This is a genomic window from Kocuria rhizosphaericola (assembly GCF_044462205.1).
GTDB classification, from domain to species: domain Bacteria; phylum Actinomycetota; class Actinomycetes; order Actinomycetales; family Micrococcaceae; genus Kocuria; species Kocuria rhizosphaericola.
Genome location: NZ_JBISWK010000103.1, coordinates 1 through 26500, shown reverse-complemented (window position 1 = coordinate 26500; position 26500 = coordinate 1). Strand labels below are relative to the sequence as shown.

The window sequence follows — 26500 nt, the reverse complement described above, 5'->3', positions numbered from 1 at the left end:
GCCCTCCGCGCGTCGACCGCCCGTCGTGGGCGTCCGGGTCAGGAACCGATGCGCTCGGTCTCGTCCTGCCAGGTCGCGGCCAGCGGCCGCAGCTTCTGCTCGTTCTTGCGCGCGTGGTGAGCGCAGAAGAGAAGCTCACCGCCCGTCGACTCGAGGACCACTCGGACGTAGGCCTGGGCGCCGCACGCGTCGCAGCGGTCGGTCGCATTGAGTTCTCGGCTCTCCAATGTTGCGTTCACGGGATCCTCCTCCTGGGTCGTACGCGTTGCACGGGGCACGGGGCCGCCGGTGCGGGTACCCGGGTCTCGTGGACGCATCGGGGTACTGCTATATACAACCACGCCCGTCGGACATTCGATTCCGGCGGAGGACGTTTTTCGCCCCGGGCGTAGGTCACGGTGACCGGGCGGCGGAGCGCCGCACCGGGACTGCGGTGTCCGCCGCCCGGACTACAGTGGTGGGGAATCCCGCCGTCCCCCAGGAGTCGTATCCCCGTGACACCGTCCCGTTCCGAGTACAACGCCCGCCACCTCTCCGTCCTCGAGGGCCTCGAGGCCGTCCGGAAGCGGCCGGGCATGTACATCGGCTCCACCGACTCCCGCGGGCTGATGCACTGCATGTGGGAGATCATCGACAACTCCGTGGACGAGGCGCTCGCCGGCTTCGGCCACCAGATCACGGTGGTGCTGCACGCCGACGGCGCCGTGGAGGTCCACGACGACGGCCGCGGCATCCCCATCGACCTCGAGCCGCGCACCGGGCTGACCGGCGTGGAAGTCGTCTTCACCAAGCTGCACGCGGGCGGGAAGTTCGGCGGCGGCTCCTACAGCGCGTCCGGTGGCCTGCACGGCGTGGGCGCCTCTGTGGTCAACGCGCTCTCCGCGCGCCTGGACGTCCAGGTGGACCGCGGCGGGAAGACCTACCAGATGTCCTTCCGGCACGGCGAGCCGGGACGCTTCGTCGACCAGGGCAGGCCCTCCCCGCACGCCCGCTTCGAGCCGTTCGTGGAGGGATCGGTGCTCGACGTCGTCGGCAAGGCCAAGCGCGGTGTCACCGGGACCCGGATCCGGTACTGGGCGGACGAGCAGATCTTCACGACGGACGCCAGGTTCAGCTACGAGGAGCTCGCCAAGCGCGCCCGGCAGACCTCGTTCCTGATCCCGGGCCTGCGCATCACCGTGCGCGACCAGCGGGGCCTGCCCGGCACGCCGGGGGAGTTCGGGACCCACGAGGAGGTGTTCCAGCACGACGGCGGGATCTCCGAGTTCGTGGAGTACCTCTCCGCGGACAGCTCCGTCACCGACGTGTGGCGGTTCCAGGGGGAGGGCCGGTTCAAGGAGAACGTCCCGGTCCTGGACGAGAACGGCCGGTCCAAGCTCACGGAGCTGGACCGCACGTGCGAGGTCGACGTCGCCCTGCGCTGGGGCATCGGCTACGACACGTCGCTGCGCTCGTTCGTCAACATCATCGCGACCCCCAAGGGCGGCACCCACCAGGCCGGTTTCGAGGCGGCCCTGCTGAAGACGTTCCGGAAGCAGATCGAGGCCAACGCCCGCAAGCTCAAGGCCGGCAGCGACAAGATCGAGAAGGACGACGTCCTCGCCGGTCTCACGGCCGTGCTCACGGTGCGGCTGGCCGAGCCGCAGTTCGAGGGCCAGACCAAGGAGGTCCTGGGCACCCCGGCCGTGCGCCAGATCGTGAGCCGGGTGATCGAGAAGGAGCTGACCGCCAAGCTCACGGCCACCGGCCGCCACGACAAGCAGCAGGCCGGGCAGCTGCTGGAGAAGGTCGTGGCGGAGATGAAGTCCCGCATCTCCGCGCGGGTGCACAAGGAGACCCAGCGGCGCAAGAACGCCCTGGAGACCTCCTCGATGCCGGCCAAGCTCGTCGAGTGCCGCTCCGACGACGTGGAGCGCTCCGAGCTGTTCATCGTGGAGGGGGACTCCGCCCTCGGCACGGCGCGGCTGGCCCGGTCGTCGAACTACCAGGCGCTGCTGCCGATCCGCGGCAAGATCCTCAACGTGCAGAAGGCGTCCATCACCGACATGCTCGCCAACACGGAGTGCGCCGCGCTCATCCAGGTCATCGGGGCGGGCTCGGGGCGCAGCTTCGACCTCACCGCCGCCCGATACGGCAAGGTCATCATGATGACGGACGCCGACGTCGACGGCGCGCACATCCGCACCCTGCTGCTCACGCTGTTCTACCGCTACATGCGTCCCCTCGTGGAGGCCGGGCGGGTCTACGCGGCGGTGCCCCCGCTGCACCGGGTCGAGATCGTCAACGCGGGCAGTACGGCCAACGAGATGGTCTACACGTACTCCGAGCGCGAGCTCGCGGACCTGCTCGCCCGGCTCGAGGCGGAGGGGCGGCGGTACAAGGAGCCGATCCAGCGCTACAAGGGCCTGGGCGAGATGGACGCGGACCAGCTCGCGGAGACGACCATGGACGTCCGGCACCGGATGCTGCGCCGGATCCGGGTCGAGGACGCGGAAGCCGCCGAGCACGCCTTCTCCCTGCTCATGGGCTCCGAGGTGGCCCCCCGCAAGGACTTCATCATCGAGGGCGCCACGCACCTGGACCAGGAGCGCATCGACGCCTGACGGCTCCGGGGGCCGCCGGGCCGGGGCCGGTGCGGCGCCCCCGGCCGCTACGCTGGGCAGGGACGAGCGACCGTCCCCGAGGAAGGACCCAGCATGACCGCCTCCGGCCCGCACCCACCGTCCCCCGCCACCGGCCGGCCCCGCCCGGTCACCGTCACCGTGAGCGGTGCCGCGGGCCAGATCGGCTACGCCACCGTCTTCCGGGCCGCGGCGGGCGACCTCCTCGGGCCCGGCACCCCCGTCCGTCTGCACCTGCTCGAGCTGCCACAGGCGCGACGGGCCGCGGAGGGCACGGCCCTGGAGCTGCAGGACGGGGCGTTCCCGCTGCTCGACGGCGTGGAGGTCTTCGAGGACGCGGACGCCGCCTTCGACGGCGCCTCGGTGGGACTGCTGATCGGGGCCCGTCCCCGGTCCCAGGGCATGGAGCGCGCCGATCTGCTCGAGGCCAACGCCGGGATCTTCTCGGTCCAGGGGCGGGCCGTCAACCGTGGGGCGGCCGAGGACTTCCGGGCCGTCGTGGTCGGCAACCCCGCCAACACCAACGCGTACATCGCCGCCTCGCACGCCCCGGACGTCCCGCGCGAGCGGTTCACCGCCCTGACCCGGCTCGACCACCACCGTGCGCTCGCCCAGCTGGCCGCGGCCACCGGGGCGCGCGTCGACGAGATCGAGCGCGTGGCCGTGTGGGGCAACCACTCCGCGAGCCAGTACCCCGACCTGACCCACGCCACCGTCGGGGGCCGGCCGGCGCTCGAGGTGCTGGCCGGGAAGAGCCTGGACCTGGACTGGGTGGACAGCACCTTCATCCCCCGGGTCGCGCGCCGCGGCGCGGAGATCATCGACGTGCGCGGCGGCTCGTCGGTGGCCTCCGCGGCGCACGCGACCCTGTGCCACGTCCGCGACTGGGTCCTGGGCACCGCGGAGGGCGCGTGGACGTCCATGGCGGTGGCCTCCGACGGCTCCTACGACGTGCCGGAGGGGCTCGTCAGCTCCTTCCCGGTCGTCTGCCGGGACGGGCGCGCCGTGGTCGTCCCGGACCTCGAGCTCGACGAGTTCTCGCGCTCCCGCATCGACAGCTCCGTCCGGGAGCTCGGGGAGGAGCGAGCGGCCGTGGAGCAGCTGGGACTGCTGGGACCCCGCCGCTGAGGCTCAGCCGTAGGCAGGACCCACCGCGTCGATCACCTGGTCGGTGGGCACGCCCGAGCCGTCCCGGCGGCCGTGCTCGGTGGGCAGGGCCCGGGCCACGCCCGTGGCGGAGACGGCCTTGGCCGGACCGTGCCCCACCCAGGCCAGGGACAGGCCGGTCTCTCCCTTGAGGAAGCGGTGCGCCCGCACCCCGCCGGTGGCCCGGCCCTTGGGCGGGTACTCCGAGAAGGGGGTGACCTTCACCGAGTACGGCGACATGCCGGGCAGCACCTCGTCCGCGCGGGCGAGGGTCACGACCACGGGCGTCTCGTCCGCGGCCTGCACGGCACCGAAGAAGGCCACGGCGTCCCCCGCCACCAGCTTGATCCCCGCGACGCCGCCGGCGGTGCGCCCCTGGGGCCGCACGGCACCGGCGTCGAAGTGCAGCAGCTTGCCGTCGCGGGTCACGAACACCAGCGCGTCCTCGTCGGCGGCGGACTCGGCCAGACCGACCACCTCGTCGCCGTCCTTGAGCGTGATGACCTCCCACTCCTCGCGGTTGAGGGGGTACTCCGGGCTGAGGCGCTTGACCACGCCGTTGCGGGTGCCCAGGGCGAGCACGGCGTTGAGCGGCGCGAGCCCCACGAGCCGCTCCCCGCGGCCGAGGGTGAGGAAGTCCTTGACCGGGACGCCGTCGCCCAGCTTCGGGGTGCCCTCGAAGGCGGTCAGCACGGGCACGTCCATCACCTGGACGCGCAGCATGCGCCCGGTCGACGTCACCGCCCCGATCTCCCCGCGGGCGGTGGCCCGCACCGAGGAGACCAGGGCGTCGTGCTTGATCCGCCGCGGCGGGTCCAGCAGCGGGACCTGGGAGGGCGTGCGGGCGAGCTGGCCCGAGGTGGACAGGAAGACCCAGCACGGGTCGTCGGCGATCTCGAGCGCGAGCCCGCCGCCCGAGGCCTTCCCCGGCGCGGGGGCGGCCGCCGCCGCGGCGGGCGCGGGCAGGGCCTCGGACTCGAGCAGCTCGGTGCGCCGGTCGTCGCCGTGGACCTCGGCGACCTCCGCGAGCTCCGCGGAGACCAGGGCCCGCAGCCGGGAGTCGGAGGCCAGGGTCTCCTCGAGCTCGGCGATCTCCCGGCGCAGCTCCTCCTGCTCCTTCTCGAGCTCGATCCGCGAGTACTTGGTCAGCTGGCGCAGGCGCAGCTCGAGGATGTGGTCGGCCTGCACGCGGCTGAGGTCGTACACGGCCATGAGCCGTTCCCGGGCCACGGCGGTCTCGTCGGACGAGCGGATGATCTGGATGACCTCGTCGATGTCGACGATCGCCACGAGCAGGCCCTCGACCAGGTGCAGGCGGTCGCGCCGTTTGCCCAGGCGGAACCCGGTGCGCCGCCGGACCACCGACAGCCGGTGCTCCACGTAGACCCGCAGCAGCTCGAGGAGGCCCATGGTGCGGGGCCGTCCGTCCACGAGCGCCACGTTGTTGATCCCGAAGGAGTCCTCCATGGGTGTGTACTTGTACAGCTGCTGGAGGACGGCCTGCGGGTTGAAGCCGTTCTTGATCTCGATGACGAGCCGCAGGCCGTTCTTGCGGTCGGTGAGGTCCACGACGTCGGAGACGCCCTGCAGCTTCTTGGCCTGCGCCGCCTCCTTGATCTTCTCGGTGACCTTCTCGGGCCCCACCATGTAGGGCAGCTGGGTGACGACGATGCCCTGCTTGCGCGGGGTGACCTGCTCGATCGACACCTTCGCGCGGGTCTTGAAGGATCCCCGCCCGGTCCGGTACGCGTCCCGGATCCCGTCCAGGCCCACGATCCGCCCGCCCGAGGGCAGGTCCGGGCCGGGGACGAAGCGCATCAGCTCCTCGAGCGTGGCCTCGGGGTGCTCCACGAGGTGGCGGGCGCCCGCCACGACCTCCCGCAGGTTGTGCGGGGCCATGTTCGTGGCCATGCCCACCGCGATGCCGGAGGAGCCGTTGACCAGCAGGTTGGGGAACGCCGCGGGCAGCACGCCCGGCTGGGTGAACTGGTTGTCGTAGTTGGGCACGAAGTCGACGACGTCCTCGTCGAGGTCGGCCGTGAGCGCCAGAGCGGCCGGGGCCATCCGGGCCTCGGTGTAGCGGGAGGCGGCGGGGCCGTCGTCGAGGGAACCGAAGTTGCCGTGCCCGTCCACGAGCGGCAGGCGCATCGCGAAGGACTGGGCGAGACGGACCATCGCGTCGTAGATCGCGGAGTCGCCGTGCGGGTGCAGCTTGCCCATCACCTCTCCCACGACGCGCGCGCTCTTGACGTGGCCGCGGTCCGGGCGCAGGCCCATCTGGTTCATCATGAACAGGATGCGGCGCTGGACGGGCTTGAGCCCGTCCCGGGCGTCCGGCAGGGCGCGGGAGTAGATCACGGAGTACGAGTACTCGAGGAAGCTCGTCTCCATCTCGGAGGTCACGTCGATGTCGACGATGTTCTCCCGGAAGTCGGCGGGCAGCTCGTCCTCGGCGGACGGGCGGGAGGGCGCACGGCGGCGAGCCATCACAGCGGGGGGTCCTTCGGTCGTGGGTCGGTCCGGGGCGGCCCCGGCGGATTCGGCGTTCGAGATCGTGCGGGGACGCACCGGGACGCACCGTTGACGGTGCGGGTTTGTCTACTAGCCTGAAGTCTATGGTTCCAGAGACCGCGGACACGGACACGGACGAAGCCGGACGGTACCCCGAGTACTGGGAGGCCGACGTGATCCTGCGCGACGGCGCGACGGCGCAGCTGAGACCGATCTCCCCGGAGGACAGGGACGCGCTCCTGGCCTTCCACCAGTCGCAGTCCGAGAACTCCATCTACCTGCGCTTCTTCTCCTACAAGCCGACCCTCTCCGCCCGTGAGCTGGACCGGTTCACCCGCGTGGACCACCGGGACCGCGTCTGCTTCGTGCTGCTGCTGGGCGACCGGATCATCGGCGTGGGCCGCTACGACCGCACGGACGAGCCGGACGACGCCGAGGTCGCGTTCATGATCTCCGACGCCCACCAGGGGAGGGGCGTCGGCTCGATCCTGCTCGAGCACCTGGCCGCGGCCGCGCGCGAGAACGGGATCGACCACTTCTCCGCGGAGGTCCTGCCCGAGAACCGCAAGATGCTCCGCGTGTTCGCGGAGGCGGGCTACGAGCTCACCCGCAAGTTCGACGACGGCGTGGTGGTGGTCGGCTTCGACATCGACCCGACCGAGAAGTCGCTGGCCGTGATGGCCGCGCGGGAGCACCGGGCCGAGGCCCTGTCCATGGCCGATCTCCTCTCCCCGTCCTCCATCGCCGTGATCGGGGCGTCCAGGGACCCCGGCCACGCCGGGCACGCGCTGGTCGAGCACCTGATCGCCTCCGGGTTCGCCGGCCGGCTCAGCGGGGTGAGCCCCACGCCGTTCGAGCGGGAGGGCATGACCCACGCCACCTCGATCGGGGAGGTCCCCGAGCGCGTCGACCTCGCCGTGGTCGCCGTGCCCGTCGACCAGGTGGCCGACGTCGTGGACCAGTGCGGTGCGGCGGGCGTGCGCGCCGTGGTGGTGGTCACGGGCGGCTACGCCGAGTCCGGCGCGGAGGGCCAGGCCCGGCAGACCGAGCTCGTCCGGCGTGCGCGCTCCCACGGGATGCGCGTGGTGGGCCCGGCGAGCCTCGGGATCTACAGCACGTCCCCGGAGTCCCGCTTCAACGCCTCGATCCTCCCCGAGACGCCGAGGGAGGGCGCGCTGGGGCTGTTCAGCCAGTCGGGGGCCATCGGCATGATGCTCAACGCCGCCGCGCTGCGCCACGACGTGGGCGTGTCCACGTACCTCTCGGCCGGCAACCGCGCGGACGTCTCCGGCAACGACATGATGCAGTACTGGGAGGACGACGCCGCGACCCGCGCGTGCGGGCTCTACCTGCAGTCCGTGGGCAACCCGCGCAAGTTCTCCCGGATCGCCCGCCGGCTGTCCCTGACCAAGCCCGTGATCGTGGCCAAGAGCGAGGTCACCGGCCTGCGGCTGCCCCCCGGTCACACGGGACGCACCACCCAGGCGCCCCCGGGGGCCCTGGACGCGATGTTCCGGCAGGCGGGGGTGATCCGGGCCGACACGAGCGAGCACCTCATGGACGTCGCCGGCATCCTCGCCGGCCAGCCCCTTCCCGCGGGCCCGCGCACGGCCCTCGTCTCCAACGCGCTGGCCCTGGGCCAGCTCATGGAGGACCGGTGCATGCAGCTGGGCCTCGAGGTCGCCTCGACCCAGGCGGGGGTCCGGACCGCGGACGGCGGGGAGGAGGCCCTCGAGGCGCTCCGGGCGGCCGTCGACAGCAGCCTCGGCGTCGCGGCCGTCGACGCAGCAGTGATCACGCTGATGCCGATCCCGGACACCACGCCGGAGGGCGTCGCCGAGCTCGTGGGCCGCGTGGGCCGGGAGCACGGCAAGACCGTGGTGGTCGTCTTCACGGGCAGCACCGAGCCCGGGGCGGTCTCCGCCCTCCACCACGCCGACGACGGCCTGGACGTGCCCTGCTTCGACTCCCCGGGGGCGGCCCTCCGCGCGCTCGCCAAAGTGGTGGACTACACCCGGTGGCGCGCCCAGGACCAGGGCCGGCTCGCCGAGCCGAAGGGCATCGACGCGGAGGCGGCCGAGACCTTCGTGGAGACGGTGCTGCCCCGGGTCTCCGGCGACGAGCTGCTCGAGCTGGACGGGGACCGGACCCGGGAGCTGCTGGGGACCTACGGCATCGGGCTGCTGCCCAGCGAGCGGTTCACCGACCCCGAGGACGCCCTGGCCGCCGCCGAGCGGCTCGGCTACCCCGTGGCATTGAAGACCACCGACCCCAACCTCCGGCACCGCCTGGACCTGGGGGGCGTTCAGCTCAACATCCAGGACGACGCGCAGCTGCGCACGGCCATCGGGACCATGCACCGCGCGCTCGCCCCCTTCGGCACCTTCGACCTGGAGGTGCAGGCCATGGCGCCCACGGGCCAGGCCGTGGTGCTCCGGGCCATCGAGGACCCCCTCATCGGGCCCGTGCTCTCGTTCGGGATGACGGGGGACGCGGTGAACCTCCTCGAGGACTGGGCCCACCGGGTGCCGCCGCTGACCGACCAGGACGTGCGGCGGATGGTCCGCGAGCCCAAGGCCTCGCGCAAGCTCTTCGGCTACCAGGGGGTCCCCGCCGCGGACGTCGAGCGGCTCGAGGACCTCGTCTCCCGGGTGGCGCTGCTCAAGGACCGGCACCCCGAGATCGCCCGTGTGGAGCTGAACCCCGTGCTCGTCTCCAGCGGCTCCCTGACCGTGCTCGGCGCCTCGGTCGGGATCGGCAACGCGCGGCAGCGGACGGACAGCGCGCGCCGGGCCATGCGCAGCTAGGCGGCCCCGGACCTCGTGGCGGACACCATAGCCGGTCGGTACACCCTCATCGACCCCATCGCCCGAGGCGGCAGCGGGTCCGTCTGGCGGGCCTGGGACGGCCGCCTCCAGCAGCTGTGCGCGGCCAAGGTGCTGCGCCAGCGCGACTCCGCGGACCTGCTGCGCTTCGCCCGGGAGCAGTCGGTGAAGCTGGACCATCCGCACGTGCTCGCCCCGTACGGGTGGGCCGCGGAGGACGCGCACGTGGTCATCGCGATGCCGCTCGTCCACGGCGGAACCCTGGAGTCCGCGCTGCTGGACAACGGGGCCGCCTCGGCGGAGCTGACGGAGGAGGTCCTGGCCCAGCTGCTGCAGGCGCTGCAGTTCGTGCACGCCCAGGGCTGGGTGCACCGCGACGTGAAGCCGGGCAACCTCATGCTGGACAGCACCGGGACGGGCCGGCCCCACGTCCTCCTCTCCGACTTCGGCATCGCCGTGCGCGTCCAGGACGCCCGGCTGACCCGGACGGGCACGGTGGTGGGCACGCCCGGCTACCTGCCGCCGGAGGCGTACGCGCTCACCGACCCGAACCCCGCGCAGGACCTCTACGCGGCGGGCATCACCGCGCTGCGGATGCTGGACCCCTCGCTGGAGCCGCAGGAGAGCATGGGGCCCAACGACGCACGGGCGGTGGTGGGGGAGCAGGGCGACCTCGCGGAGCACCTCGCGGCGCTGCTCACCCCGGACCCCGCCCTGCGCCGCGACGCGGCCGTGGCCGTGCTGCACGAGCTCACGGCGGGTGCGGCGCGGCGGCGCTTCGACCCGGCGCGCACGCGGGACGGGGAGCCGTTCGAGGTCTTCGACGTCCTCGATCCCCTGCCGGAGCCGTGGGCCGGCCGGGTGCTGACCGGATGGGACGGCACGGACGGGGCGGACAGCACGGCGCGCCCGGCCGGCACGGAGGCCGCCGGCGGGACCGCCGGAACGGCGGGCGCGCACACCGGCGACCCGTTCCCGGACGGACCGGACACGGTGGACACCGGCGCCGGCGGCGCCGGCACGGGCGGTGCAGGGGGGAGCGCGGCAGGCCGCGTGACGACCGGCACCGGCGTGACCGGCCACGAGGCGCCGAGCAGGACGGCGTCCGGGCGCGGCGGGTCCGCGCTGGGCACGCCCGGGTCCTCCGCCGCCGGAGGACCCGGGGCGGACCCCGGCCGGGGCCACGCGGGCCGCCGCCCGGACGCGGGCAAGCGGACCGTGTCTTTCGCCCCGGCGGCGCGGGCGGGCCGCCGCCGCCGCAACGCCGTGACGGGCGTGTTCGTGACCCTGGTGGGAATGACGGCGCTGCTCAGCGGCTACCTGCTGCTCGACCCCCTGGGCTCCGCGGACCGGGTGCCCGCTCCCGGCGCGACGCCCACGGTGACCCGCAGCGCGGACGCGACCCCCAGCCCGGCGCCGGCGGAGACCCCCGTGGTGCTGGAGCGGGTCTGCGAGGACCAGGGCGGCGGGGAGGAGCGCTGCTACTTCCGCGCGCCCTGACCGCCCGTGTTGGGCGCGGACCCGGACGTGGGGGAAAATGTCCCCCATGACGTATTCAGGTGAGCGCGGCCAGCGGCTGGTCGAGGACATCAACAAGGCCGGCTTCTACCCGCAGCTGGTGATCGACGTGGTGCAGGACTCCCTGGACGGCCGGTCCCCGGTCTCCCACCTCGTGCAGCTGGAGACCCACATCGACCGGACGGAGGTGCACCGCCACACCACCGTGCTGGTGCTCGCCGAGGACGTGCTGCACGTGACGCACGTGGACGACGAGGAGTTCGACGAGAGCGGCCGGGACGTGGTCGCCCGTGTGTCGACCGAGACGGTGGGGATCTCCCAGATCCGCTCGGTCACGCTCAGCTACTCGTACTACCAGCCGGCCAACTACCGGCCGGACAGCCCCATCTCCGAGGTGACGCTGGCCATCGCGTGGACGGGCACCCTGCACGTGGACCTGGCGCCGGCGCTGTGCGAGGACCCCCAGTGCCAGGCCGACCACGGCTACACCGGCACGGCCGCCCGGGAGGACATCGTACTGCGGATCAGCGCCGAGGCCGACGGCCCGACCGCCGTCGAGGGGGCGCGGGAGTTCGCGCGCACTCTGCGCAGGGCCAACCTCTCCCCGCTGACCGACGGCGCGCAGATCGCGCAGCCGACCCACACGCGCACGCCGGCCCCGCGGCGGGCGGCCGCCGCCACGCCGCGCACCCGGTTCACCGACCGGTTCACCGGCCGGGACGGCGGCGCCGCCCGATGAGGGCGGTCCAGGAGGTCCTGCCCGCGCTGCCCGCCGACCTGCCGGGGCCGCCGCGCTACGGCAGCCGCTCGGTCGCCGAGGTCATGTCCTCGGCCGCGGCGTCCCTGGGCGTGCCCGGCTTCCGGGACGTGCTGGGGCTGCCCACCGCCCACCGGGTCGTCGTCGTCATGGTGGACGGACTGGGACGCGCCCAGCTGCGGGCCCGTGCCGGGCACGCCCCCGGTCTGGCCGGCGCCCCGAGCCTGGCCACCCTGGACGCGGCGTTCCCCACGACGACGGCGGCCTCGCTGGCGTCCCTCGGCACAGGCGCCGCCCCCGGAGCGCACGGACTCGTGGGCTACGACGTGCTGGACCCCTCCCGGGACCGGGTCGTGAACCAGCTCGGCGGCTGGGACGCCGCCGTGGACCCGCTGACGTGGCAGCCGCTGCCCACGGTGTTCGAGCGCGCCGCCGAGCACCTCGACGTGGTCACGGTGAGCCGGGGGAAGTTCGCCGGCTCCGGGCTCACCGACGCCGCCCTGCGCGGGGGCCGGTTCGTGGCCGCGGAGGGACCGGCGGCACGGGTCAGCACCGCGCTCGACCAGCTCGCCGCGGGACGTGACGCCCTCATGTACTTCTACTGGGACGAGCTCGACCGCACCGGGCACGCCCGGGGCTGGGAGTCCTGGGAGTGGACGGCCCAGCTCGAGGAGCTCGACGCGTCCCTGCGCCGGCTGGTCGCCCGGGTGCCGGCCGGCACCACCGTGCTGGTGACCGGTGACCACGGCATGGTGGACGTCCCGCGGGACGCCCGTGTCGACTTCTCCGAGATGCCGGGGCTGCTGGACGGCGTCCGGCACACGGCCGGTGAGCCCCGGACGGTGCAGCTGCACCTGGAGCAGGACGCCACGGCGCAGGACGTCCGGGCGCTCGTGGCCGCCTGGCGGGAGCAGTTCGGGTCCCGGGTGTGGATGCTCTCGCGGGAGGCAGCCCTCGACGCCGGGTACTTCGGTCCGCCGGCGCTGGTGCGCGAGGCGGTGCGCGGGCGGATCGGCGACGTCCTCGTGCTGGCCCGGGAGCCGCTGGCGCTGTTCGACCTGGGCCGGCTCCGCCCGAGCGTGCTGTCCATGGTGGGCCAGCACGGCTCGCTCACCCGGGCCGAGCGGGAGGTCCCGCTGCTGCGCCTGGCCTGAGCGCCCCGCTCCTGCGCCCGGCCCGGACGCCCCGCGCTCAGGGAGTCGCCGGATCGTCCTCGACCGTCTCCTCCCCGGTCCCCGCCTCGGCGTCCTCCTCGGCAGCGGCCGGCCCGGCGAGCTCGCCCTCGTCGTCCGGGCCCGCCTCGTCCGTGACCTCCCCGTCGGCGACCTCGTCGTCCCCCTCGTCCTGGGGTGTTTCGGGCGACGCGGGCTCGGGCTCGGCCGGCGCCGGCGCCGGCGCGGGTGGAGCGGGCGCCGGGGCGGGAGGCACGGGCGGCGGGACAGGGGCGGGGACGACGGGCTGAGGCACGACCGGTTCGGGAACCACGGGCGCCGGCGGCGCCACGGGGGCGGGCGGTGCCACGGGCGCGGGCGGCGCCACCGGCGCCGGGGCAGGTGGCGGCGGGGCAGGTGGCGGCGGGGCGGGATCCTCCGCCGAGGGGCTCGGCGTGGGCGAGGGCGTGCGCGAACGGGACGGCGTGGGCGAGGCCGTGGGGGACGGCGTCCTGGTCACGGAGGGGGCGGGGATGAACTCGGCCGCCCGGCCCGTCCCGAAGAGATCGCGTCCCACTCCGCCCAGGTAGAGCGCCCCGACACCCACCAGCACCACGAGCACGACCGCGCCCAGGACCAGGCCGGCGACGAACCGACCCGGCCCGGAGCCCTGGACGAGCTCGACCGGCCCCGCCGGTGCCGCTGTGGCACCGCCGAGGCCGGAGGTGCCGGAGTCCGGGGCGGCGGCGTCGCGCTCGTCGTCCCCGAAAAGATCGTCCTCGATGGAATTGCCCATGTCGTGCCGCCCCTGACGTGGTGTCGTCCGTCCGGGCCGCGCGCAGGGTGGGGGAGCGGACGAGCCCGGGGGAACGGCGCGGAGCCGTCCCCTGTTGCGTGCACTCTAACCCGTGCCGGGCCCCGGGTGCCGGACGGCACGCACCGGCACCCGGGGCTCAGTCGGAGGAGCTGCCGAAGACGATCTCGTCCCAGCTGGGCACCGAGGACCGCGCGGAGCGGCGGGCCTTGGCGGTCTTGTTGCGCGGGCGGGGCCGTTCGGGCGTGGTGTCCTCCGCGGGGGCGGAGTCCTCGGCCCCGGAGGACTCCGGGCCCGGGGCCTCGGGACCGGGGGCCTCTGTGCCGGGGGTCTCTGTGCCGGGGGTCCCGGCACCGGGGGCCTCGACGCCGGGTTCCGCCGCGGCGGGTCCGGCCTCGGGGAGGTCCCCGGCGTCGTCGTCGGTGCGCTCCTGCGCATCCTCCTGCGTGTTCTTCCCGGCCCGCTCCGGCGCGCCGTCCTGGGCGGGGGTCTCCTCGACCGGCTCACCGGCGGGCTGCTCCTCCGGCCCGGCCGGGGTCTCCTCGACCGGGCCCGGCTCCGGCGCGGCGCCGGACTCGGGGAACGGCGTGGCCGGCTGGAAGGGCCGGTCGAAGACGGAGCTGTCCTCGGGGGCGGCGAGCGGACGGGGCCGGCGCTCGACGTGGCCCATGCCGCGGCCGAGGATCTCGGCCAGGGCGTCGTCCCCGTCGACGTCCTCGCCGATGCGCTGCCCGCGGCGGGCCTGCAGGACGTCGAGCAGGTCGTCGGCCTCCACGGCGGACCGGCGCAGCTGCGTGAGCTCGGGGTCGAGGCCCCCGTCGAGGACGCCGAGGCCCGTGCCGAGGGGCGTGTCGGGGGGGCCTGCCTCGGTGAGCGACTCCGCCCACGGGTTCGCCGGCCGCACGCTCTGGTTCGCCGGGTTGTAGAGCCACTCGGCCAGCGGCTCGTCGTGGGCGGGCGCGGCCGAGGGGTCGACCACCGAGAACCGGGCGACGACCGCCCACAGGTGGTCCTCCCGCTGCCACGAGTCCCACTCGAGGGAGGAGGGGTCCACCCCGAGGTCGGCGGCCCGGTGGGCGACGGCACGGCCGAGGGTCAGGGGCTCGCCCTCGAAGACGGAGTGGTAGCCGCGCTGGGCGGAGCGGTCCTCGATCTCGACCTTCTGCGCCTCGGCGGCGACGTGGGCCCGCTCGGCGAGGATCGGCCACTCGTAGCGACGGACCCGGGCGGCCTCCCAGCCGCTCTCGGCCACGATCTCCTCGACCGTGGCCCCGGAGCGGAACCGCGCCTGGATCTCGCGGGGCCCGAACTGGCCCGTTCCCCGCTGGCGGGCACCCGGCAGCCGCCGGGCGCGCTGGACGGCCAGGCGCAGCTCCTGGTCGATCCGCAACAGGTGGCGGGTGCCTGCCTCGTCCTCGACGACCAGGTGCTCACCGTCGTCGTGCACACCTGCCAGGCGCAACTGCTCCATGCTGTCATTCCTCCGGGATGGTTCTCGGGTGCGCTCGGGGTCGTCGAGCGGGCGCTGCGGGGCGGGTCCGTCGGTCGCGGCCGGCGTGCCGGCCCGGTCCCGCCGCCAATCCTACTGGCCGTCGCACGGCCCCGGCCGGAGGTCGTCCGCGGACGGCCTCGGCCGCGTGTTCGTGGGCCCGCGCACGGTTGGATTTTTGCCCCCGGATGGTGAACAATCTACGCGACACAGAGCCCGGTGGGCGGCCGAGAGCCGTGCCGGAGCCCTCCCCGGACCCGTATTGGAGCGAAGACCGGACATGGCCACTGACTACGACGCGCCGCGCAAGCAGGACGACGAGCTCAAGGAGGACTCGATCGAGGAGCTGCAGACGCGTCGCAGCGATTCGCAGTCCGGCAGCGTGGACGAGGACGAGGCGGCCGCGGCGGAGAGCTTCGAGCTGCCGGGCGCGGACCTCTCCAACGAGGAGCTGTCCGTGGTCGTGCTGCCGGCCCAGGAGGACGAGTTCACCTGCGGCTCGTGCTTCCTGGTGCGCCACCGCTCGCAGATCGCCGAGGAGAAGAACGGCGTCAAGTACTGCATCGAGTGCGTGGGCTGAGCCCCGCCTGGTCGAGCTCGTCCGGGAACGGAGGAACCCCGCAGCGACGGTCGTCGCGGCGGGGTTCCTCCGTGCGGTGGCCCCGGTCGCCCTCACGGGCGTGCGGACAGCACTTCGACGATGCGCTCCGGGTGCCGGGTGGAGGTGAGCCAGTAGGGAGTGGGGTCGACGGGGTCGGTGATCCGGATCCGCACCACCGGGCCCACCGACGCCCGGAAGTTCATGAAGGCCCGTCCGTCGAGCTCGGGCCCGCGCACCCGCCGGACGTCGTCGCCGCGGAAGGCCTCGGCCTCGCCCACGAACCGTCGCTCGATGCGGGCCCGGCCGACCCGGAGGAACTCGTCGGTGACGACGATGGTGGTGCTGGAGGCCACGAGGGCCACGGCGGTGCCGCCGCCGACCACGACGGCCGCCGCTCCGGCGACCCACAGGTCGATGGGGGCGAGCGCGATCAGGGCGACGACGGCCGCGAAGAGCACGAGCAGCCACATCCACCACGCGGGGGTGAGCTTCTCCTCGTAGAGGATCCCGGCACCGGGCCGTTCCGAGGAGGACCGGCGAGGACCGTCGGCCGGGGACGCACTGGAGGAAGCAGGGTGGGACATGGCTCTAGCGTCTCACGACTGCGCCCGTGGTCCGGCGCGTTAGAGTGGGGCACTGTGAACGACCAGTCGACCGGCCACGGGCCGCAGCCGGGCAACGGGCGCCCGCTCAGCATCGCGCTGCAGGCCCTCGACCCCCACCTCCCCCTGCCCGCGTACGCGAAGCCCGGGGACGCCGGCGCGGACCTGCGCTCCCGCGAGGACGTGGTCCTCGGCCCCGGCGAGCGGGCCCTGGTGCCCACGGGCGTGGCGATCGCGCTGCCCGAGGGATACGCCGGGTTCGTGCACCCCCGGTCGGGACTGGCCGCCCGCCACGGCATCACGGTCGTCAACGCCCCGGGCACGGTCGACTCCGGCTACCGGGGCGAGATCATGGTCACCCTGCTCAACACGGACGGCGCGGAGTCCTTCACGGTGCGCCGCGGCGACCGCATCGCCCAGCTCGTCGTCCAGCGCGTCGAGCAGGCCGTCTTCGAGGTCGTCGACGTCCTGCCCGGCTCGGCGCGCGGCGGCACGGGCTTCGGCTCCAGCGGTACCGCCTGATCCACGAACCGACCCCCCACGAGCTCACGCCATGAGCCGGCACCGGGTGCCGGCGGAGGAGAACGAGAACATGTTCGGTCGCAAGAAGAAGCAGTCCGAGGCGCAGGATGCCGCCCCGCAGCAGCCGGAGGCCGTGCCGAGCGCGGAGGACGCCGCCGCGGCGCGGCGACAGGAGCCGCAGGGCCCTCTCGACGTCGCCCAGATCGACAGCCGCGACGGCTACCTCGACCTCGGTGCCGTGCTCGTGCGTCCCCGGACGGGCCTGGGCGTGCGGCTCGAGGTCGACGAGCGCACGCAGCGCCCCCGCGCGGTGGCCCTGGACCTCGGCGGCGGCTCGGTCCAGGTCCAGGCGTTCGCCGCGCCCCGCTCCGAGGGGCTGTGGGACGAGGTCCGCCGCGAGCTCGTGCAGTCGCTGCGCACGAGCAACGGCGAGCCGACGGTCGAGGAGGGGCCGTTCGGGCTCCAGGTCCTCGCCCGCTTCCCCGCCACGGCCTCCGACGGCACCAGGGGCTTCCGCCTCGCCCGCTTCGTGGGCGTCGACGGGCCGCGCTGGTTCGTGCGCGCGGTCTTCACGGGCACCGCCGTGGTGACCGCCGAGTCCGCCGCGGCCCTCGACGAGGTCGTGCGCGAGCTCGTCGTGGTGCGCGGCGACCGGCCCATGCCCCCCCGGGAGCTGCTGACGCTGGTCGTCCCCGAGGACGCGGTGCGCCGGCCCGCCCCGGACCCGGAGCCCGAGCCCGCCCGGCCACCGCGGCGCGGCCCCGAGATCACCGAGATCGGCTGAGCCATGGCCAGGACGGAGAACGGGCAGACCCGGCGCGTGCCGGGGACCGGGGCCATCGACGTGGTCGCCGAGGCCCCCGTCTGCGCGGGGGACCTCGATCCCTCGACAGCGGCCGGGGGGCGCCGCCGGGTGATGGCCAGCGGCCTGGTGGTGGAGGTGACCGTCCCCCCGGTCACGGGCGCGCAGAACTACACCGCGCTGCTCGTGCCGGACGGCCAGCAGACCGAGGGGGAGGAGAACCCGGTCGCCCCCCGGCCCCTGCGCCTCGTGTGGCACGGCCAGCGGAGCGTGCCGGGCGTCACCGCCGGGACGCGGCTGCGCTGCGTGGGCGTGGTGAGCTTCCGGGACGGGCGCCCCTCGATGTTCAATCCCCGGTACGAGATCATCGCGAAGCAGGTCAGCAGATGACGGACCCCCACGAGCCCGGGGACACCGCGGGCGAGCCCGGGCGCGGCAACGACGTGGAGCGCTCGATGGCCGCCTACGCCGCGCGCTCGGGCATGCGGCGCAAGGACAACGGCCAGCTCGACGTGCTGCACGCCGTCGGCGGCTGGCGCGGCCTGGCCGAGACGATCCTGCCGGGGTTCGTGTTCCTCGCCGTGCTGCTCGTCGGCAACACCCTCGGGGTGGCGCTCGTCGCGTCCCTGGGCACGGCCGCCCTCTTCACCGTGCTGCGCCTCGTCCAGCGCCAGAGCCTCGTGCAGGCCGTCTCCGGCTTCGTGGGCGTGGGCGTCTGCGCCCTGTTCGCGAGGGCCACGGGTGAGGCGCTGGACTACTACGTGCCCGGGTTCTGGATCAACGCGGCCTGGTTCGGGGGTCTCGGGCTGTCCCTGCTCGTCCGCTGGCCGCTGCTCGGCGTCTTCTACGGGTACATCCGCGGCGAGGGCGCCCAGTGGCGCGACGTCCCGGTGCGCCGCCGGGCCTACCAGGTGGCCACGGTCATGCTCATGGCGATGTTCGCGGCCCGTCTGGTCGTGCAGGTGCCCCTGTACCTCGCGGAGAACCTCACCGGCCTGGGCGTGGCGCGCCTGGTCATGGGCGTGCCCCTGTACGCGCTGACCCTGTGGCTCGCGTGGCTCGTCTCCCGGCCGCCGGAGCAGATCGCCGCCGAGGAGCACGACACCCCCTGAGGCCGTCCGCCGGGCTCAGCCCCGGTGGGGCTCGTGCCGGCCGGCGGTCGTGAACATCGCGCGCAGCTGCGCCTCGCCCTCCGTGGTGGAGACGAAGAAGAGCTGGTCGGCGCCCTCGACCACGTCGTCCCCGGAGGGGGTGATGGGCACGCCGTCGCGCAGGATGGCCACGAGCGCGACGTCCGGCGGCCACGGCACCTGGGAGATCATCGTGGCGATGATCGGGTGCTCGTGCGGCACCGTGTAGGCGGCGAGGGTCGCCCCGCCCGTCTGCAGGGTCAGCAGCCGCACCACGTCGCCGACCTCGACCGCCTCCTCCACGAGCGCGGTCATCAGCCGCGGCGTGGACACGGCCACGTCCACGCCCCACGCGTCGTCGAACAGCCACTCGTTCTTGGGGTTGTTGACCCGGCCCACCGTGCGGGGCACGCCGAACTCGCTGCGCGCCAGCAGGGAGACCACGAGGTTCGCCTTGTCGTCGCCCGTGGCGGCGACGACCACGTCGGTCTCCTCCAGCCCGCCCTCCCGCAGCGTGGAGAGCTCGCAGGCGTCCCCGATGATCCACTGGGCGCCCCGCAGGTCCGAGCGGCCGATCACCTCGGGCTTCTCGTCGAAGATCACCACCTCGTGCTGGTGGGAGAGCAGCTCCCGGGCGATCGAGGCGCCCACGGCGCCCGCGCCCACGATGACCACGCGCATCAGTTCCCTCCCCGGGAGGTGTGGTCGGAACCGGGCGCGTCGTCGGACTCCCGGCGCAGGGAGTTCGCGAAGTCGAGCACGTCCGGGCCGGGCCGGCGGGACAGGACGCGGGACACGGCCTCGACGTCGTCGGTGCGCATCATGGCGTGCACCACGTCCCCCTGCTGGTAGCTCATGTCGGGACCGGGCAGGACGCCCTCCCCGAAGCGCGTCACGAACGCGATGCGCACCCCCGTGGCCTCCTCGATCGCGTCGAGGTGCAGGCCGGACCAGGAGTCGTCCAGGGACAGCTCGCCCAGCTGCAGCCGTCCCGAGGCCTCGCGGAAGTCGGCCGTGATCGACTGCTCGGGCAGGATCCGGCGCAGCGCCTGGTCGGCGCTCCAGCGCACGGCGGCGACGGTGGGGATCCCGAGCCGCTGGTAGAACTCCGCCCGGGAGGGGTCGTAGATGCGGGCCACGACGTGGCGGACCTTGAACGTCTCGCGCGCCACCCGGGCCGCGATGATGTTGGAGTTGTCCCCGCTCGAGACGGCCGCGAAGGCGTAGGCCTCCTCGATCCCGGCCCGCCGCAGCACCTCCTGGTCGAAGCCGAGGCCGGTGACCTTCTTGCCCTCGAAGGACTTGCGCAGCCGCCGGAAGGCACGGTCGTCCTGGTCGATCACCGCCACGGTGTGCCCGGAGTCCTCGAGAGCGTGGGCGACCATGACGCCGACGCGCCCCACCCCCATGATCACGAAATGCGCCATGCCCTCAGCCTAGGTCACCCCCGGGCGCGCGGCTCGCACCCGGTGCGGCGGACAATCGGTGCGGGACGGACTACCGTGGGGAGCCGTGCAGAGCATTCCCCGGGCCTTGCGGCGGGCACTCGTCGGCAAGCCCATCCACAACGAGCGGTTCAGCGACGCCGTGCTGCCCAAGCGCACGGCGCTGCCGGTCTTCTCCGCGGACGCCCTCTCCTCGGTGGCCTACGCCCCGGACGAGATCATCCTCACGCTCGCGCTCGCGGGCACCACGGCCGTGGCGGTCTCCCCGTGGGTGGGCCTGGCCGTGCTCGTGGTGCTCGCCGTGGTGATCACCGCCTACCGGCAGAACGTTCGCGCCTACCCGTCCGGCGGCGGCGACTACGAGATCGTCTCCAAGAACCTCGGACGCACGGCGGGGGTGGGCGTGGGCGCGGCCCTGATGGCCGACTACGCCCTCGTCGTGGCGGTGTCCATGGCCACCGCCGCGCAGTACGTCACGGCGGCGCTGCCCGGGTTCGCCGGGTGGCGCGTGGAGCTGGCCGTGGCCGGGATCCTGTTCGTGGGGCTGCTCAACCTCCGCGGCCTGAAGTTCATGGGCCGGGCCGCGGCCGTGCCCACCTATTTCTTCCTCGCCGTCCTGGCCGCGCTGCTGCTCGTGGGCCTGGGCCAGGACCTGACCGGGTCCCTCGGGGACGCCCCCAGCGCCGACCGGGAGGTCCTGCCCGCCGCCGGCTTCGACGCCGGGCTGGCCGGTCTGGCGGGTGCCCTGGTGGTCCTGCGGGCCTTCTCCTCCGGGGCCGTGGCACTGACCGGCGTGGAGACGATCACCAACTCGGTGCCGTACTTCCGCAAGCCCCGCGCGGCCAACGCGGCGGCCACGCTGGGGGTGCTCGGCGCGCTCTCGGCGGCCCTGCTGGCGGGCGTGATGTACCTCGCGGACCGCACGGACGTCGTGGTCGTCGGCGACCCGGAGGAGCAGCTGCTCGTCGACGGCCGGCTCCCCGGGCCGGACTTCTTCCAGGACCCCGTGCTGGGCCAGCTCGCCAAGACCGTCTTCGGCACCGACTCCCTGTGGTTCTTCGTGCTCGTGGCCGCGACGGTGGGCGTGCTGATCCTCGCCGCCAACACCGCCTTCTCCGGCTTCCCCACGCTGGCCTCCCGGCTGGCGCGGGACGCGTTCCTGCCCCGGCAGCTGCAGGCGCGCGGGGACCGCTTCGCGTTCACCAACGGCATCCTGCTGCTGCTGCTCGTCGCCGTGGTCCTCACCGTGGCGTTCGGCGCCAACGTCAACAGCCTCATCCAGCTCTACATCGTGGGGGTGTTCGTCTCCTTCACGCTCACGCAGGCCGGCATGGTGCGGCACTGGGCGCACGTGCGGCGGATGCGCCCGCACCCGGGGGTCCGCCGTGAGCTGTTCGCCCGCCGGGCCGTGGCCCTGATCGCGTTCGTGCTGTGCGCGGCCGTGCTCGTCGTCGTGCTCGTGACGAAGCTCACGCAGGGCGCGTGGATCACCATCGTGGCCATCGCGGTCCTCAGCGCGGTCATGGCGGGGGTCCGCCGGCACTACGACGCCGTGGACGCCGAGCTCGCGCTGCAGCCCGACTCCCCGGTCCGGGCCCTGCCCTCCCGGGTGCACGCCATCATCTACGTGTCCTCCGTCCGCAAGCCCCTCATGCGCGCCCTGGCCTACGCCCGGGCCTCCCGGCCCTCGACCCTCGAGGCCGTCGTCGTGGACACGAACGCCACCGCCACCCGCCGGATCCTCGACGAGTGGCAGCGCCTCGAGATCCCGGTGCCCGTCACCGTCCTGCACGCGCCCTACCGGGACACCATCGGCCCGGTGCTCGACCACGTGCGCGGGGTGCGCCGCAAGTCCCCCCGGGACCTGGTCGTGGTGTACCTGCCCGAGTACGTGGTGCGGCACCGCTGGGAGCGGCTGCTGCACAACCAGGCCATCCGGCCGCTGCGGGCCCGCCTGCACCAGGAGCGCGGGGTCATGACGGCCTCGGTGCCCTGGCACCTGTCCTCCGCCTCCGGCCAGGACACGGGCCCCGAGTCCGCCCCCGAGCAGAGAGCGCCCCTCCCGTGACCCCGTCCCACCCGCCGATCCCCGCCGAGACCGCCGAGCCGGTCGAGCTCGAGCTGCGCCTGGGCCCCGTGGCCCACGGAGGCCACACCGTGGCCCGCACCGGCGAGGGCCGCGTGGTGTTCGTCCGCCACGGCCTGCCCGGCGAGCTCGTCCGCGTCCGCCTCACCGACAGCGGCCCCGCGGCGCGGTTCTGGCGCGGCGACGTCGTGGCCGTCCTGGACGCGGACCCGCGCCGGAGGTCCGAGCACGTGTGGGCCCCGGCCGACCCCCTGCTCACCTGGCGGCGCGGCGAGCCGCCGGTCGGCGGCGCGGAGTTCGGCCACGCCGAGCTGGCGGCCCAGCGCGACCTCAAGGCCGCCGTGGTCACCGAGCAGCTCTCCCGCCTGGCCGGGCTCGAGACCGGGATCACCGTCGAGGCCATGCCGGGGGAGGACCCGCAGGGCCGTGGCTGGCGCACCCGGGCGCACTTCGCCGTCGACCCCGCGGGCCGGATCGGGATGCACCCCCACCGCAGCGCCGCCGTCGTCCCGGTGGACTCCTTCCCGCTGGTGGTCCCCGCCATCGACGGGCTGCGTCTCGGGCGGCTCGACCTGCGCGGGGTGGAGCGGGTCGACGTCGCGGCCCCCGCCGACGGCGGGACGCCGCTGGTGCACCTGAGCCTCTCCGCCGGGGCCGACCGGCAGCGGCTGCGCCACGAGCTGTCGCGCCTCACCGCGGACCGGGACGTCTCCGTGACCGCCCGCGCCGAGGGACAGCGCGAGCCCGAGACGTGGGCGGGCCGGCCGTCCGTCGTCGAGCACGCGGGCCCGCACCGGTGGGAGGTCTCCGCCGAGGGGTTCTGGCAGATCCACCGCGCCGCCCCCGCGCTGCTGCACCGCGAGGTGCCCGCGGCCGCCGGGGCCCGCCGGGGGGAGCACGCCCTCGACCTGTACGCGGGCGCGGGCCTGTTCACGGCGGCGCTCGCGGACGCCGTGGGGGAGACGGGCTCCGTGCTGGCGGTCGAGGGCTCGCCGGTCACCAGCGCGGACGCCCGGCGAGCCTTCGCCGGCCGTCCGGAGGTGCGGGTCGAGCGGGGGAGCGTCGACAAGGTGCTGGCGCGGACGTGGCCGCAGGAGGCCCCGGCCCGTGGCCGCCGCCGCCCGGCCCGTGGCCGAGCCGCGGCCCGCCCCGACGTCGTGGTCCTGGACCCGCCCCGGGCGGGCGCCGGCCGGACCGTCGTGGACCAGCTCGTGGCGATCGCGCCGCGCCGGATCGCGTACCTCGCGTGCGACCCGGCCACGCTGGCGCGGGACCTGGGCCGGTTCCGCCGCGCCGGGTGGCACGTGCGGGAGGTGCGCGCCTTCGACATGTACCCGAACACCCACCACGTCGAGACGCTGGCCGTCCTGGAGCCCTGACGGCCGCCGCCCGTTCCGTGACAGGGCCCTCCGGCGGCGGTTCGGAGTCACCGGGCTCACACGGGCTACACTGACAGGTGACTGTTCACGGGAGAACTCCCGGCACTTCGCCGGTTCCTCCCGCGGGCGTTTCCATGACGGTGGCGAGAGGAGTTCCACGCATATGAGCACGGTGGACAGCTTCGGGGCCAAGGGCGTTCTCGACGTCAAAGGCACCGAGTACGAGATTTTCCGACTGAACACGCTGGAGGGCGCGCAGAAGCTCCCGTACAGCCTGAAGGTTCTGCTCGAGAACCTGTTGCGCACCGAGGACGGCGCCAACATCACCTCCGAGCACATCGAGGCCCTGGCCAACTGGGACCCGGCGGCCGAGCCCAGCATCGAGATCCAGTTCACCCCGGGTCGCGTCATCATGCAGGACTTCACGGGCGTGCCCTGCATCGTGGATCTCGCCACCATGCGCGAGGCCATCGAGGACCTCGGCGGCGACCCCGCCCGTGTGAACCCGCTCGCCCCGGCCGAGCTCGTGATCGACCACTCCGTGCAGATCGACTCCTTCGGGACCTCGGACTCGATCGGCATCAACATGGACATCGAGTACGAGCGCAACGGGGAGCGGTACCAGTTCCTGCGCTGGGGCCAGACCGCGTTCGACGACTTCAAGGTCGTCCCCCCGGGCATGGGCATCGTCCACCAGGTCAACATCGAGAACCTGGCCCGCGTCATCATGACCCGCGAGGTCGACGGCGTGCTGCGCGCCTACCCGGACACGTGCGTGGGCACCGACTCGCACACCACCATGGAGAACGGCCTCGGCGTGCTCGGCTGGGGCGTGGGCGGCATCGAGGCCGAGGCCGCGATGCTCGGCCAGCCCATCTCCATGCTCATCCCGCGCGTCGTGGGTTTCAAGCTGACCGGCCAGATCCCGGCCGGCGCCACCGCCACCGACGTGGTGCTGACCATCACCGAGATGCTCCGCGAGCACGGCGTGGTCGGCAAGTTCGTCGAGTTCTACGGCGAGGGCGTCGGAGCCGTGCCCCTGGCCAACCGCGCCACCATCGGGAACATGAGCCCCGAGTTCGGGTCGACCGCCGCGATCTTCCCGATCGACGACGTCACCCTGGAGTACCTGCGCCTGACCGGGCGCTCCGACGAGCAGATCGACCTCGTCGAGGCGTACGTCAAGGAACAGGGCATGTGGCACGACCCGTCCGAGGAGATCACCTTCTCGGAGTACCTCGAGCTGGACCTCTCCACCGTGGTCCCCTCGATCTCCGGGCCGAAGCGTCCGCAGGACCGCATCTCGCTCACCGACGCGAAGGCGCAGTTCCACGAGGACATCCAGAACTACGCCACGCACGTCGACGACAGCGCCTCCGGCGACACCGTGGACGACGTCGCGGCGCAGTCCTTCCCGGCCTCGGACGCCCCCGGCTACACCGCGGACGACCACCAGTCCGAGGCGGACCGCCCGCGCGACCACCACGCCTACGCCGAGGACGGCCGCCCGTCCAAGCTGGTCCCCGTGACCATGCCCGACGGCCGCGAGTTCGAGCTCGACCACGGGGCGGTCTCGATCGCCTCCATCACCTCGTGCACCAACACCTCGAACCCGTCGGTCATGATGGCCGCGGCGGTGCTGGCGCGCAACGCGGTCGAGAAGGGGCTCAAGGCCAAGCCGTGGGTCAAGACCTCGATCGCCCCGGGCTCGAAGGTCGTCACCGACTACTACGAGAAGTCCGGGCTGGTCCCGGCGCTGGAGGAGCTCGGCTTCTTCATCGTGGGCTACGGCTGCACCACGTGCATCGGCAACTCCGGTCCCCTCGAGGAGGAGATCTCCCAGGCCATCCAGGACAACGACCTGGCCGTGACCTCGGTGCTCTCGGGCAACCGCAACTTCGAGGGCCGCATCAACCCGGACGTGAAGATGAACTACCTGGCGTCCCCGCCGCTGGTCATCGCCTACGCCCTGGCCGGCAACATGGACTTCGACTTCCAGAACGAGCCCCTGGGCCAGGACGCCGACGGCAACGAGGTGTACCTCAAGGACATCTGGCCGGACCCGGCCGAGGTGCAGAAGATCATCGACGCGTCCATCGACACCGAGATGTTCACCCGCGAGTACAACACCATCTTCGACGGCGACGAGCGCTGGCAGAACCTGGACACCCCCACCGGCAAGACGTTCGAGTGGAACCCCGAGTCCACCTACGTCCGCAAGCCCCCGTACTTCGAGGGCATGACGATGGAGACGACCCCGGTCGAGGACATCTCGGGCGCCCGCGTGCTGCTGAAGCTGGGCGACTCGGTCACGACCGACCACATCTCCCCGGCGGGCTCCTTCAAGTCCGACACGCCGGCCGGCAAGTACCTCATCGAGAACGGGGTCCAGCGCAAGGACTTCAACTCGTACGGCTCGCGCCGCGGCAACCACGAGGTCATGATCCGGGGCACCTTCGCCAACATCCGGATCAAGAACCAGCTCCTGGACGGCGTGGAGGGCGGCTACACCCGCGACTTCACGCAGGAGGGCGGCCCGCAGGCCGCCGTCTACGACGCCGCGATGAACTACCAGGAGGCCGGCGTCCCGCTGGTCGTGCTGGGCGGCAAGGAGTACGGCTCCGGGTCCTCGCGCGACTGGGCCGCCAAGGGCACCTCCCTGCTTGGCGTCAAGGCCGTCGTCGCCCAGAGCTACGAGCGCATCCACCGCTCGAACCTCATCGGCATGGGCGTGCTCCCGCTGCAGTTCCCGGCAGGCGAGTCCGCGGACTCCCTCGGCCTGGACGGCACGGAGACCTACGACGTCCAGGGCGTGACCGGGCTCAACGAGGGCAGCATCCCGAAGACGCTCAAGGTCACCGCGACGAAGGAGGACGGCTCCACCGTCGAGTTCGACGCGGCCCTGCGCATCGACACGCCGGGCGAGGCCGACTACTACCGCAACGGCGGCATCCTGCAGTACGTGCTCAGGCAGATCGCCCAGTAGGGGTCCCCGGGCACGCGCCAGCGCGTCCGGGGAGGACTGGCGATCGATCGCCCGGGAGCGCCGGCGATCGGTCGCCGGCCCCTGATCCCAGGGCGTTCGCAGCGCGCAGGGGCCC

21 protein-coding genes are annotated in these 26500 nt (G+C 73.6%); 14 read left to right on the top strand and 7 right to left on the bottom strand.

Translation table 11 applies throughout. The features are described from left to right. Positions 1-38 precede the first annotated feature (38 nt). Positions 39-239, bottom strand: a complete 201-nt coding sequence (locus ACH9D2_RS10770) for a DUF7455 domain-containing protein (RefSeq protein WP_344120181.1) — start codon at positions 237-239, stop codon at positions 39-41. Positions 240-494: 255 nt separating this feature from the next. On the opposite strand from ACH9D2_RS10770, the gene ACH9D2_RS10765 reads away from it, so the two are divergent. Together ACH9D2_RS10765 and ACH9D2_RS10760 are read left to right on the top strand one after the other, a co-directional pair. Further along, complete coding sequence (locus tag ACH9D2_RS10765) at positions 495-2603, top strand: DNA gyrase subunit B (RefSeq protein WP_396362829.1); 2109 nt, start codon at positions 495-497, stop codon at positions 2601-2603. A 93-nt stretch (positions 2604-2696) separates the two neighbouring features. After that, entirely contained in the window at positions 2697-3749 is a 1053-nt protein-coding gene (locus tag ACH9D2_RS10760; protein WP_396362828.1) for a malate dehydrogenase, read from the top strand. Between the two features lie 3 nt (positions 3750-3752). Here ACH9D2_RS10760 and ACH9D2_RS10755 read toward each other — a convergent pair whose 3' ends face one another. Continuing rightward, a complete protein-coding gene (locus ACH9D2_RS10755) occupies positions 3753-6254 on the bottom strand; it encodes a DNA gyrase/topoisomerase IV subunit A (RefSeq protein WP_396362827.1) in 2502 nt (833 codons plus the stop codon). A 128-nt stretch (positions 6255-6382) separates the two neighbouring features. On the opposite strand from ACH9D2_RS10755, the gene ACH9D2_RS10750 reads away from it, so the two are divergent. The 4 genes from ACH9D2_RS10750 to ACH9D2_RS10735 are packed head-to-tail and all read left to right on the top strand — an operon-like array spanning position 6383 to position 12532. Continuing rightward, entirely contained in the window at positions 6383-9085 is a 2703-nt protein-coding gene (locus tag ACH9D2_RS10750; protein ID WP_396362826.1) for a bifunctional acetate--CoA ligase family protein/GNAT family N-acetyltransferase, read from the top strand. 15 nt (positions 9086-9100) lie between these two features. Beyond that, the gene (locus tag ACH9D2_RS10745; RefSeq protein ID WP_396362825.1) at positions 9101-10603 is read left to right on the top strand and encodes a serine/threonine-protein kinase; all 1503 of its coding nucleotides are present in this window, start codon (positions 9101-9103) and stop codon (positions 10601-10603) included. A gap of 46 nt (positions 10604-10649) precedes the next feature. Continuing rightward, a complete protein-coding gene (locus tag ACH9D2_RS10740; protein ID WP_396362824.1) occupies positions 10650-11360 on the top strand; it encodes a DUF5998 family protein in 711 nt (236 codons plus the stop codon). Next, positions 11357-12532 carry an alkaline phosphatase family protein gene (locus ACH9D2_RS10735; RefSeq protein WP_396362823.1) on the top strand — a complete coding sequence of 392 codons (1176 nt, stop codon included), beginning with the start codon at positions 11357-11359 and terminating at the stop codon, positions 12530-12532. Before ACH9D2_RS10740 ends, ACH9D2_RS10735 begins: the two co-directional genes overlap by 4 nt. Before the next feature lie 37 nt (positions 12533-12569). Here the strand turns inward: ACH9D2_RS10735 and ACH9D2_RS10730 are convergent, their stop codons facing one another. Then, on the bottom strand, positions 12570-13325 hold the full coding sequence (locus tag ACH9D2_RS10730) for a hypothetical protein (RefSeq protein ID WP_396362822.1): 756 nt from the start codon (positions 13323-13325) through the stop codon (positions 12570-12572). A 157-nt stretch (positions 13326-13482) separates the two neighbouring features. Further along, a complete protein-coding gene (gene sepH, locus ACH9D2_RS10725) occupies positions 13483-14814 on the bottom strand; it encodes a septation protein SepH (RefSeq protein ID WP_396362821.1) in 1332 nt (443 codons plus the stop codon). A gap of 298 nt (positions 14815-15112) precedes the next feature. On the opposite strand from sepH, the gene ACH9D2_RS10720 reads away from it, so the two are divergent. Beyond that, entirely contained in the window at positions 15113-15412 is a 300-nt protein-coding gene (locus ACH9D2_RS10720) for a DUF4193 domain-containing protein (RefSeq protein ID WP_396362820.1), read from the top strand. A 92-nt stretch (positions 15413-15504) separates the two neighbouring features. Here ACH9D2_RS10720 and ACH9D2_RS10715 read toward each other — a convergent pair whose 3' ends face one another. Further along, positions 15505-16017 (bottom strand): DUF3093 domain-containing protein, encoded by a 513-nt coding sequence (locus ACH9D2_RS10715; protein WP_396362819.1) that lies wholly within the window; start codon positions 16015-16017, stop codon positions 15505-15507. Between the two features lie 111 nt (positions 16018-16128). On the opposite strand from ACH9D2_RS10715, the gene dut reads away from it, so the two are divergent. Genes dut through ACH9D2_RS10695 form a run of 4 tightly spaced genes read left to right on the top strand, consistent with a single transcriptional unit; the run spans position 16129 to position 18471 of the window. After that, positions 16129-16557: a dUTP diphosphatase gene (gene dut / locus ACH9D2_RS10710; RefSeq protein ID WP_396362830.1), complete on the top strand. Its 429-nt coding sequence runs from the start codon at positions 16129-16131 to the stop codon at positions 16555-16557. Between the two features lie 31 nt (positions 16558-16588). Then, entirely contained in the window at positions 16589-17341 is a 753-nt protein-coding gene (locus ACH9D2_RS10705; protein WP_396362818.1) for a DUF3710 domain-containing protein, read from the top strand. 3 nt (positions 17342-17344) lie between these two features. Next, complete coding sequence (locus tag ACH9D2_RS10700; RefSeq protein ID WP_396362817.1) at positions 17345-17749, top strand: single stranded DNA-binding domain-containing protein; 405 nt, start codon at positions 17345-17347, stop codon at positions 17747-17749. Continuing rightward, a complete protein-coding gene (locus ACH9D2_RS10695; protein ID WP_396362816.1) occupies positions 17746-18471 on the top strand; it encodes a DUF3159 domain-containing protein in 726 nt (241 codons plus the stop codon). Before ACH9D2_RS10700 ends, ACH9D2_RS10695 begins: the two co-directional genes overlap by 4 nt. Positions 18472-18486: 15 nt before the next feature. Here the strand turns inward: ACH9D2_RS10695 and ACH9D2_RS10690 are convergent, their stop codons facing one another. Both ACH9D2_RS10690 and ACH9D2_RS10685 read right to left on the bottom strand, forming a co-directional pair. Then, on the bottom strand, positions 18487-19170 hold the full coding sequence (locus ACH9D2_RS10690; protein ID WP_396362815.1) for a potassium channel family protein: 684 nt from the start codon (positions 19168-19170) through the stop codon (positions 18487-18489). Next, the gene (locus tag ACH9D2_RS10685) at positions 19170-19916 is read right to left on the bottom strand and encodes a potassium channel family protein (RefSeq protein ID WP_396362814.1); all 747 of its coding nucleotides are present in this window, start codon (positions 19914-19916) and stop codon (positions 19170-19172) included. Before ACH9D2_RS10685 ends, ACH9D2_RS10690 begins: the two co-directional genes overlap by 1 nt. 85 nt (positions 19917-20001) lie before the next feature. On the opposite strand from ACH9D2_RS10685, the gene ACH9D2_RS10680 reads away from it, so the two are divergent. From ACH9D2_RS10680 to ACH9D2_RS10670, 3 genes are all read left to right on the top strand, one after another. Then, entirely contained in the window at positions 20002-22002 is a 2001-nt protein-coding gene (locus tag ACH9D2_RS10680; RefSeq protein WP_396362813.1) for an amino acid permease, read from the top strand. Beyond that, positions 21999-23399, top strand: coding sequence for a TRAM domain-containing protein (locus tag ACH9D2_RS10675; RefSeq protein ID WP_396362812.1), 1401 nt, complete (start codon positions 21999-22001; stop codon positions 23397-23399). The genes ACH9D2_RS10680 and ACH9D2_RS10675 overlap by 4 nt, the downstream gene beginning before the upstream one ends. Before the next feature lie 163 nt (positions 23400-23562). Next, positions 23563-26385 (top strand): aconitate hydratase, encoded by a 2823-nt coding sequence (locus ACH9D2_RS10670; RefSeq protein ID WP_396362811.1) that lies wholly within the window; start codon positions 23563-23565, stop codon positions 26383-26385. Positions 26386-26500: the final 115 nt, after the last annotated feature.

Coding starts and splice junctions, on each gene's coding strand:
- ACH9D2_RS10760 (WP_396362828.1), top strand. CDS start 2,697: ATGACCGCCTCCGGCCCGCACCCACCGTCCCCCGCCACCGGCCGGCCC.
- ACH9D2_RS10755 (WP_396362827.1), bottom strand. CDS start 6,254: ATGGCTCGCCGCCGTGCGCCCTCCCGCCCGTCCGCCGAGGACGAGCTG.
- ACH9D2_RS10750 (WP_396362826.1), top strand. CDS start 6,383: ATGGTTCCAGAGACCGCGGACACGGACACGGACGAAGCCGGACGGTAC.
- ACH9D2_RS10740 (WP_396362824.1), top strand. CDS start 10,650: ATGACGTATTCAGGTGAGCGCGGCCAGCGGCTGGTCGAGGACATCAAC.
- ACH9D2_RS10735 (WP_396362823.1), top strand. CDS start 11,357: ATGAGGGCGGTCCAGGAGGTCCTGCCCGCGCTGCCCGCCGACCTGCCG.
- ACH9D2_RS10730 (WP_396362822.1), bottom strand. CDS start 13,325: ATGGGCAATTCCATCGAGGACGATCTTTTCGGGGACGACGAGCGCGAC.
- sepH (WP_396362821.1), bottom strand. CDS start 14,814: ATGGAGCAGTTGCGCCTGGCAGGTGTGCACGACGACGGTGAGCACCTG.
- ACH9D2_RS10720 (WP_396362820.1), top strand. CDS start 15,113: ATGGCCACTGACTACGACGCGCCGCGCAAGCAGGACGACGAGCTCAAG.
- ACH9D2_RS10715 (WP_396362819.1), bottom strand. CDS start 16,017: ATGTCCCACCCTGCTTCCTCCAGTGCGTCCCCGGCCGACGGTCCTCGC.
- ACH9D2_RS10705 (WP_396362818.1), top strand. CDS start 16,589: ATGAGCCGGCACCGGGTGCCGGCGGAGGAGAACGAGAACATGTTCGGT.
- ACH9D2_RS10700 (WP_396362817.1), top strand. CDS start 17,345: ATGGCCAGGACGGAGAACGGGCAGACCCGGCGCGTGCCGGGGACCGGG.
- ACH9D2_RS10695 (WP_396362816.1), top strand. CDS start 17,746: ATGACGGACCCCCACGAGCCCGGGGACACCGCGGGCGAGCCCGGGCGC.
- ACH9D2_RS10690 (WP_396362815.1), bottom strand. CDS start 19,170: ATGCGCGTGGTCATCGTGGGCGCGGGCGCCGTGGGCGCCTCGATCGCC.
- ACH9D2_RS10685 (WP_396362814.1), bottom strand. CDS start 19,916: ATGGCGCATTTCGTGATCATGGGGGTGGGGCGCGTCGGCGTCATGGTC.
- ACH9D2_RS10670 (WP_396362811.1), top strand. CDS start 23,563: ATGAGCACGGTGGACAGCTTCGGGGCCAAGGGCGTTCTCGACGTCAAA.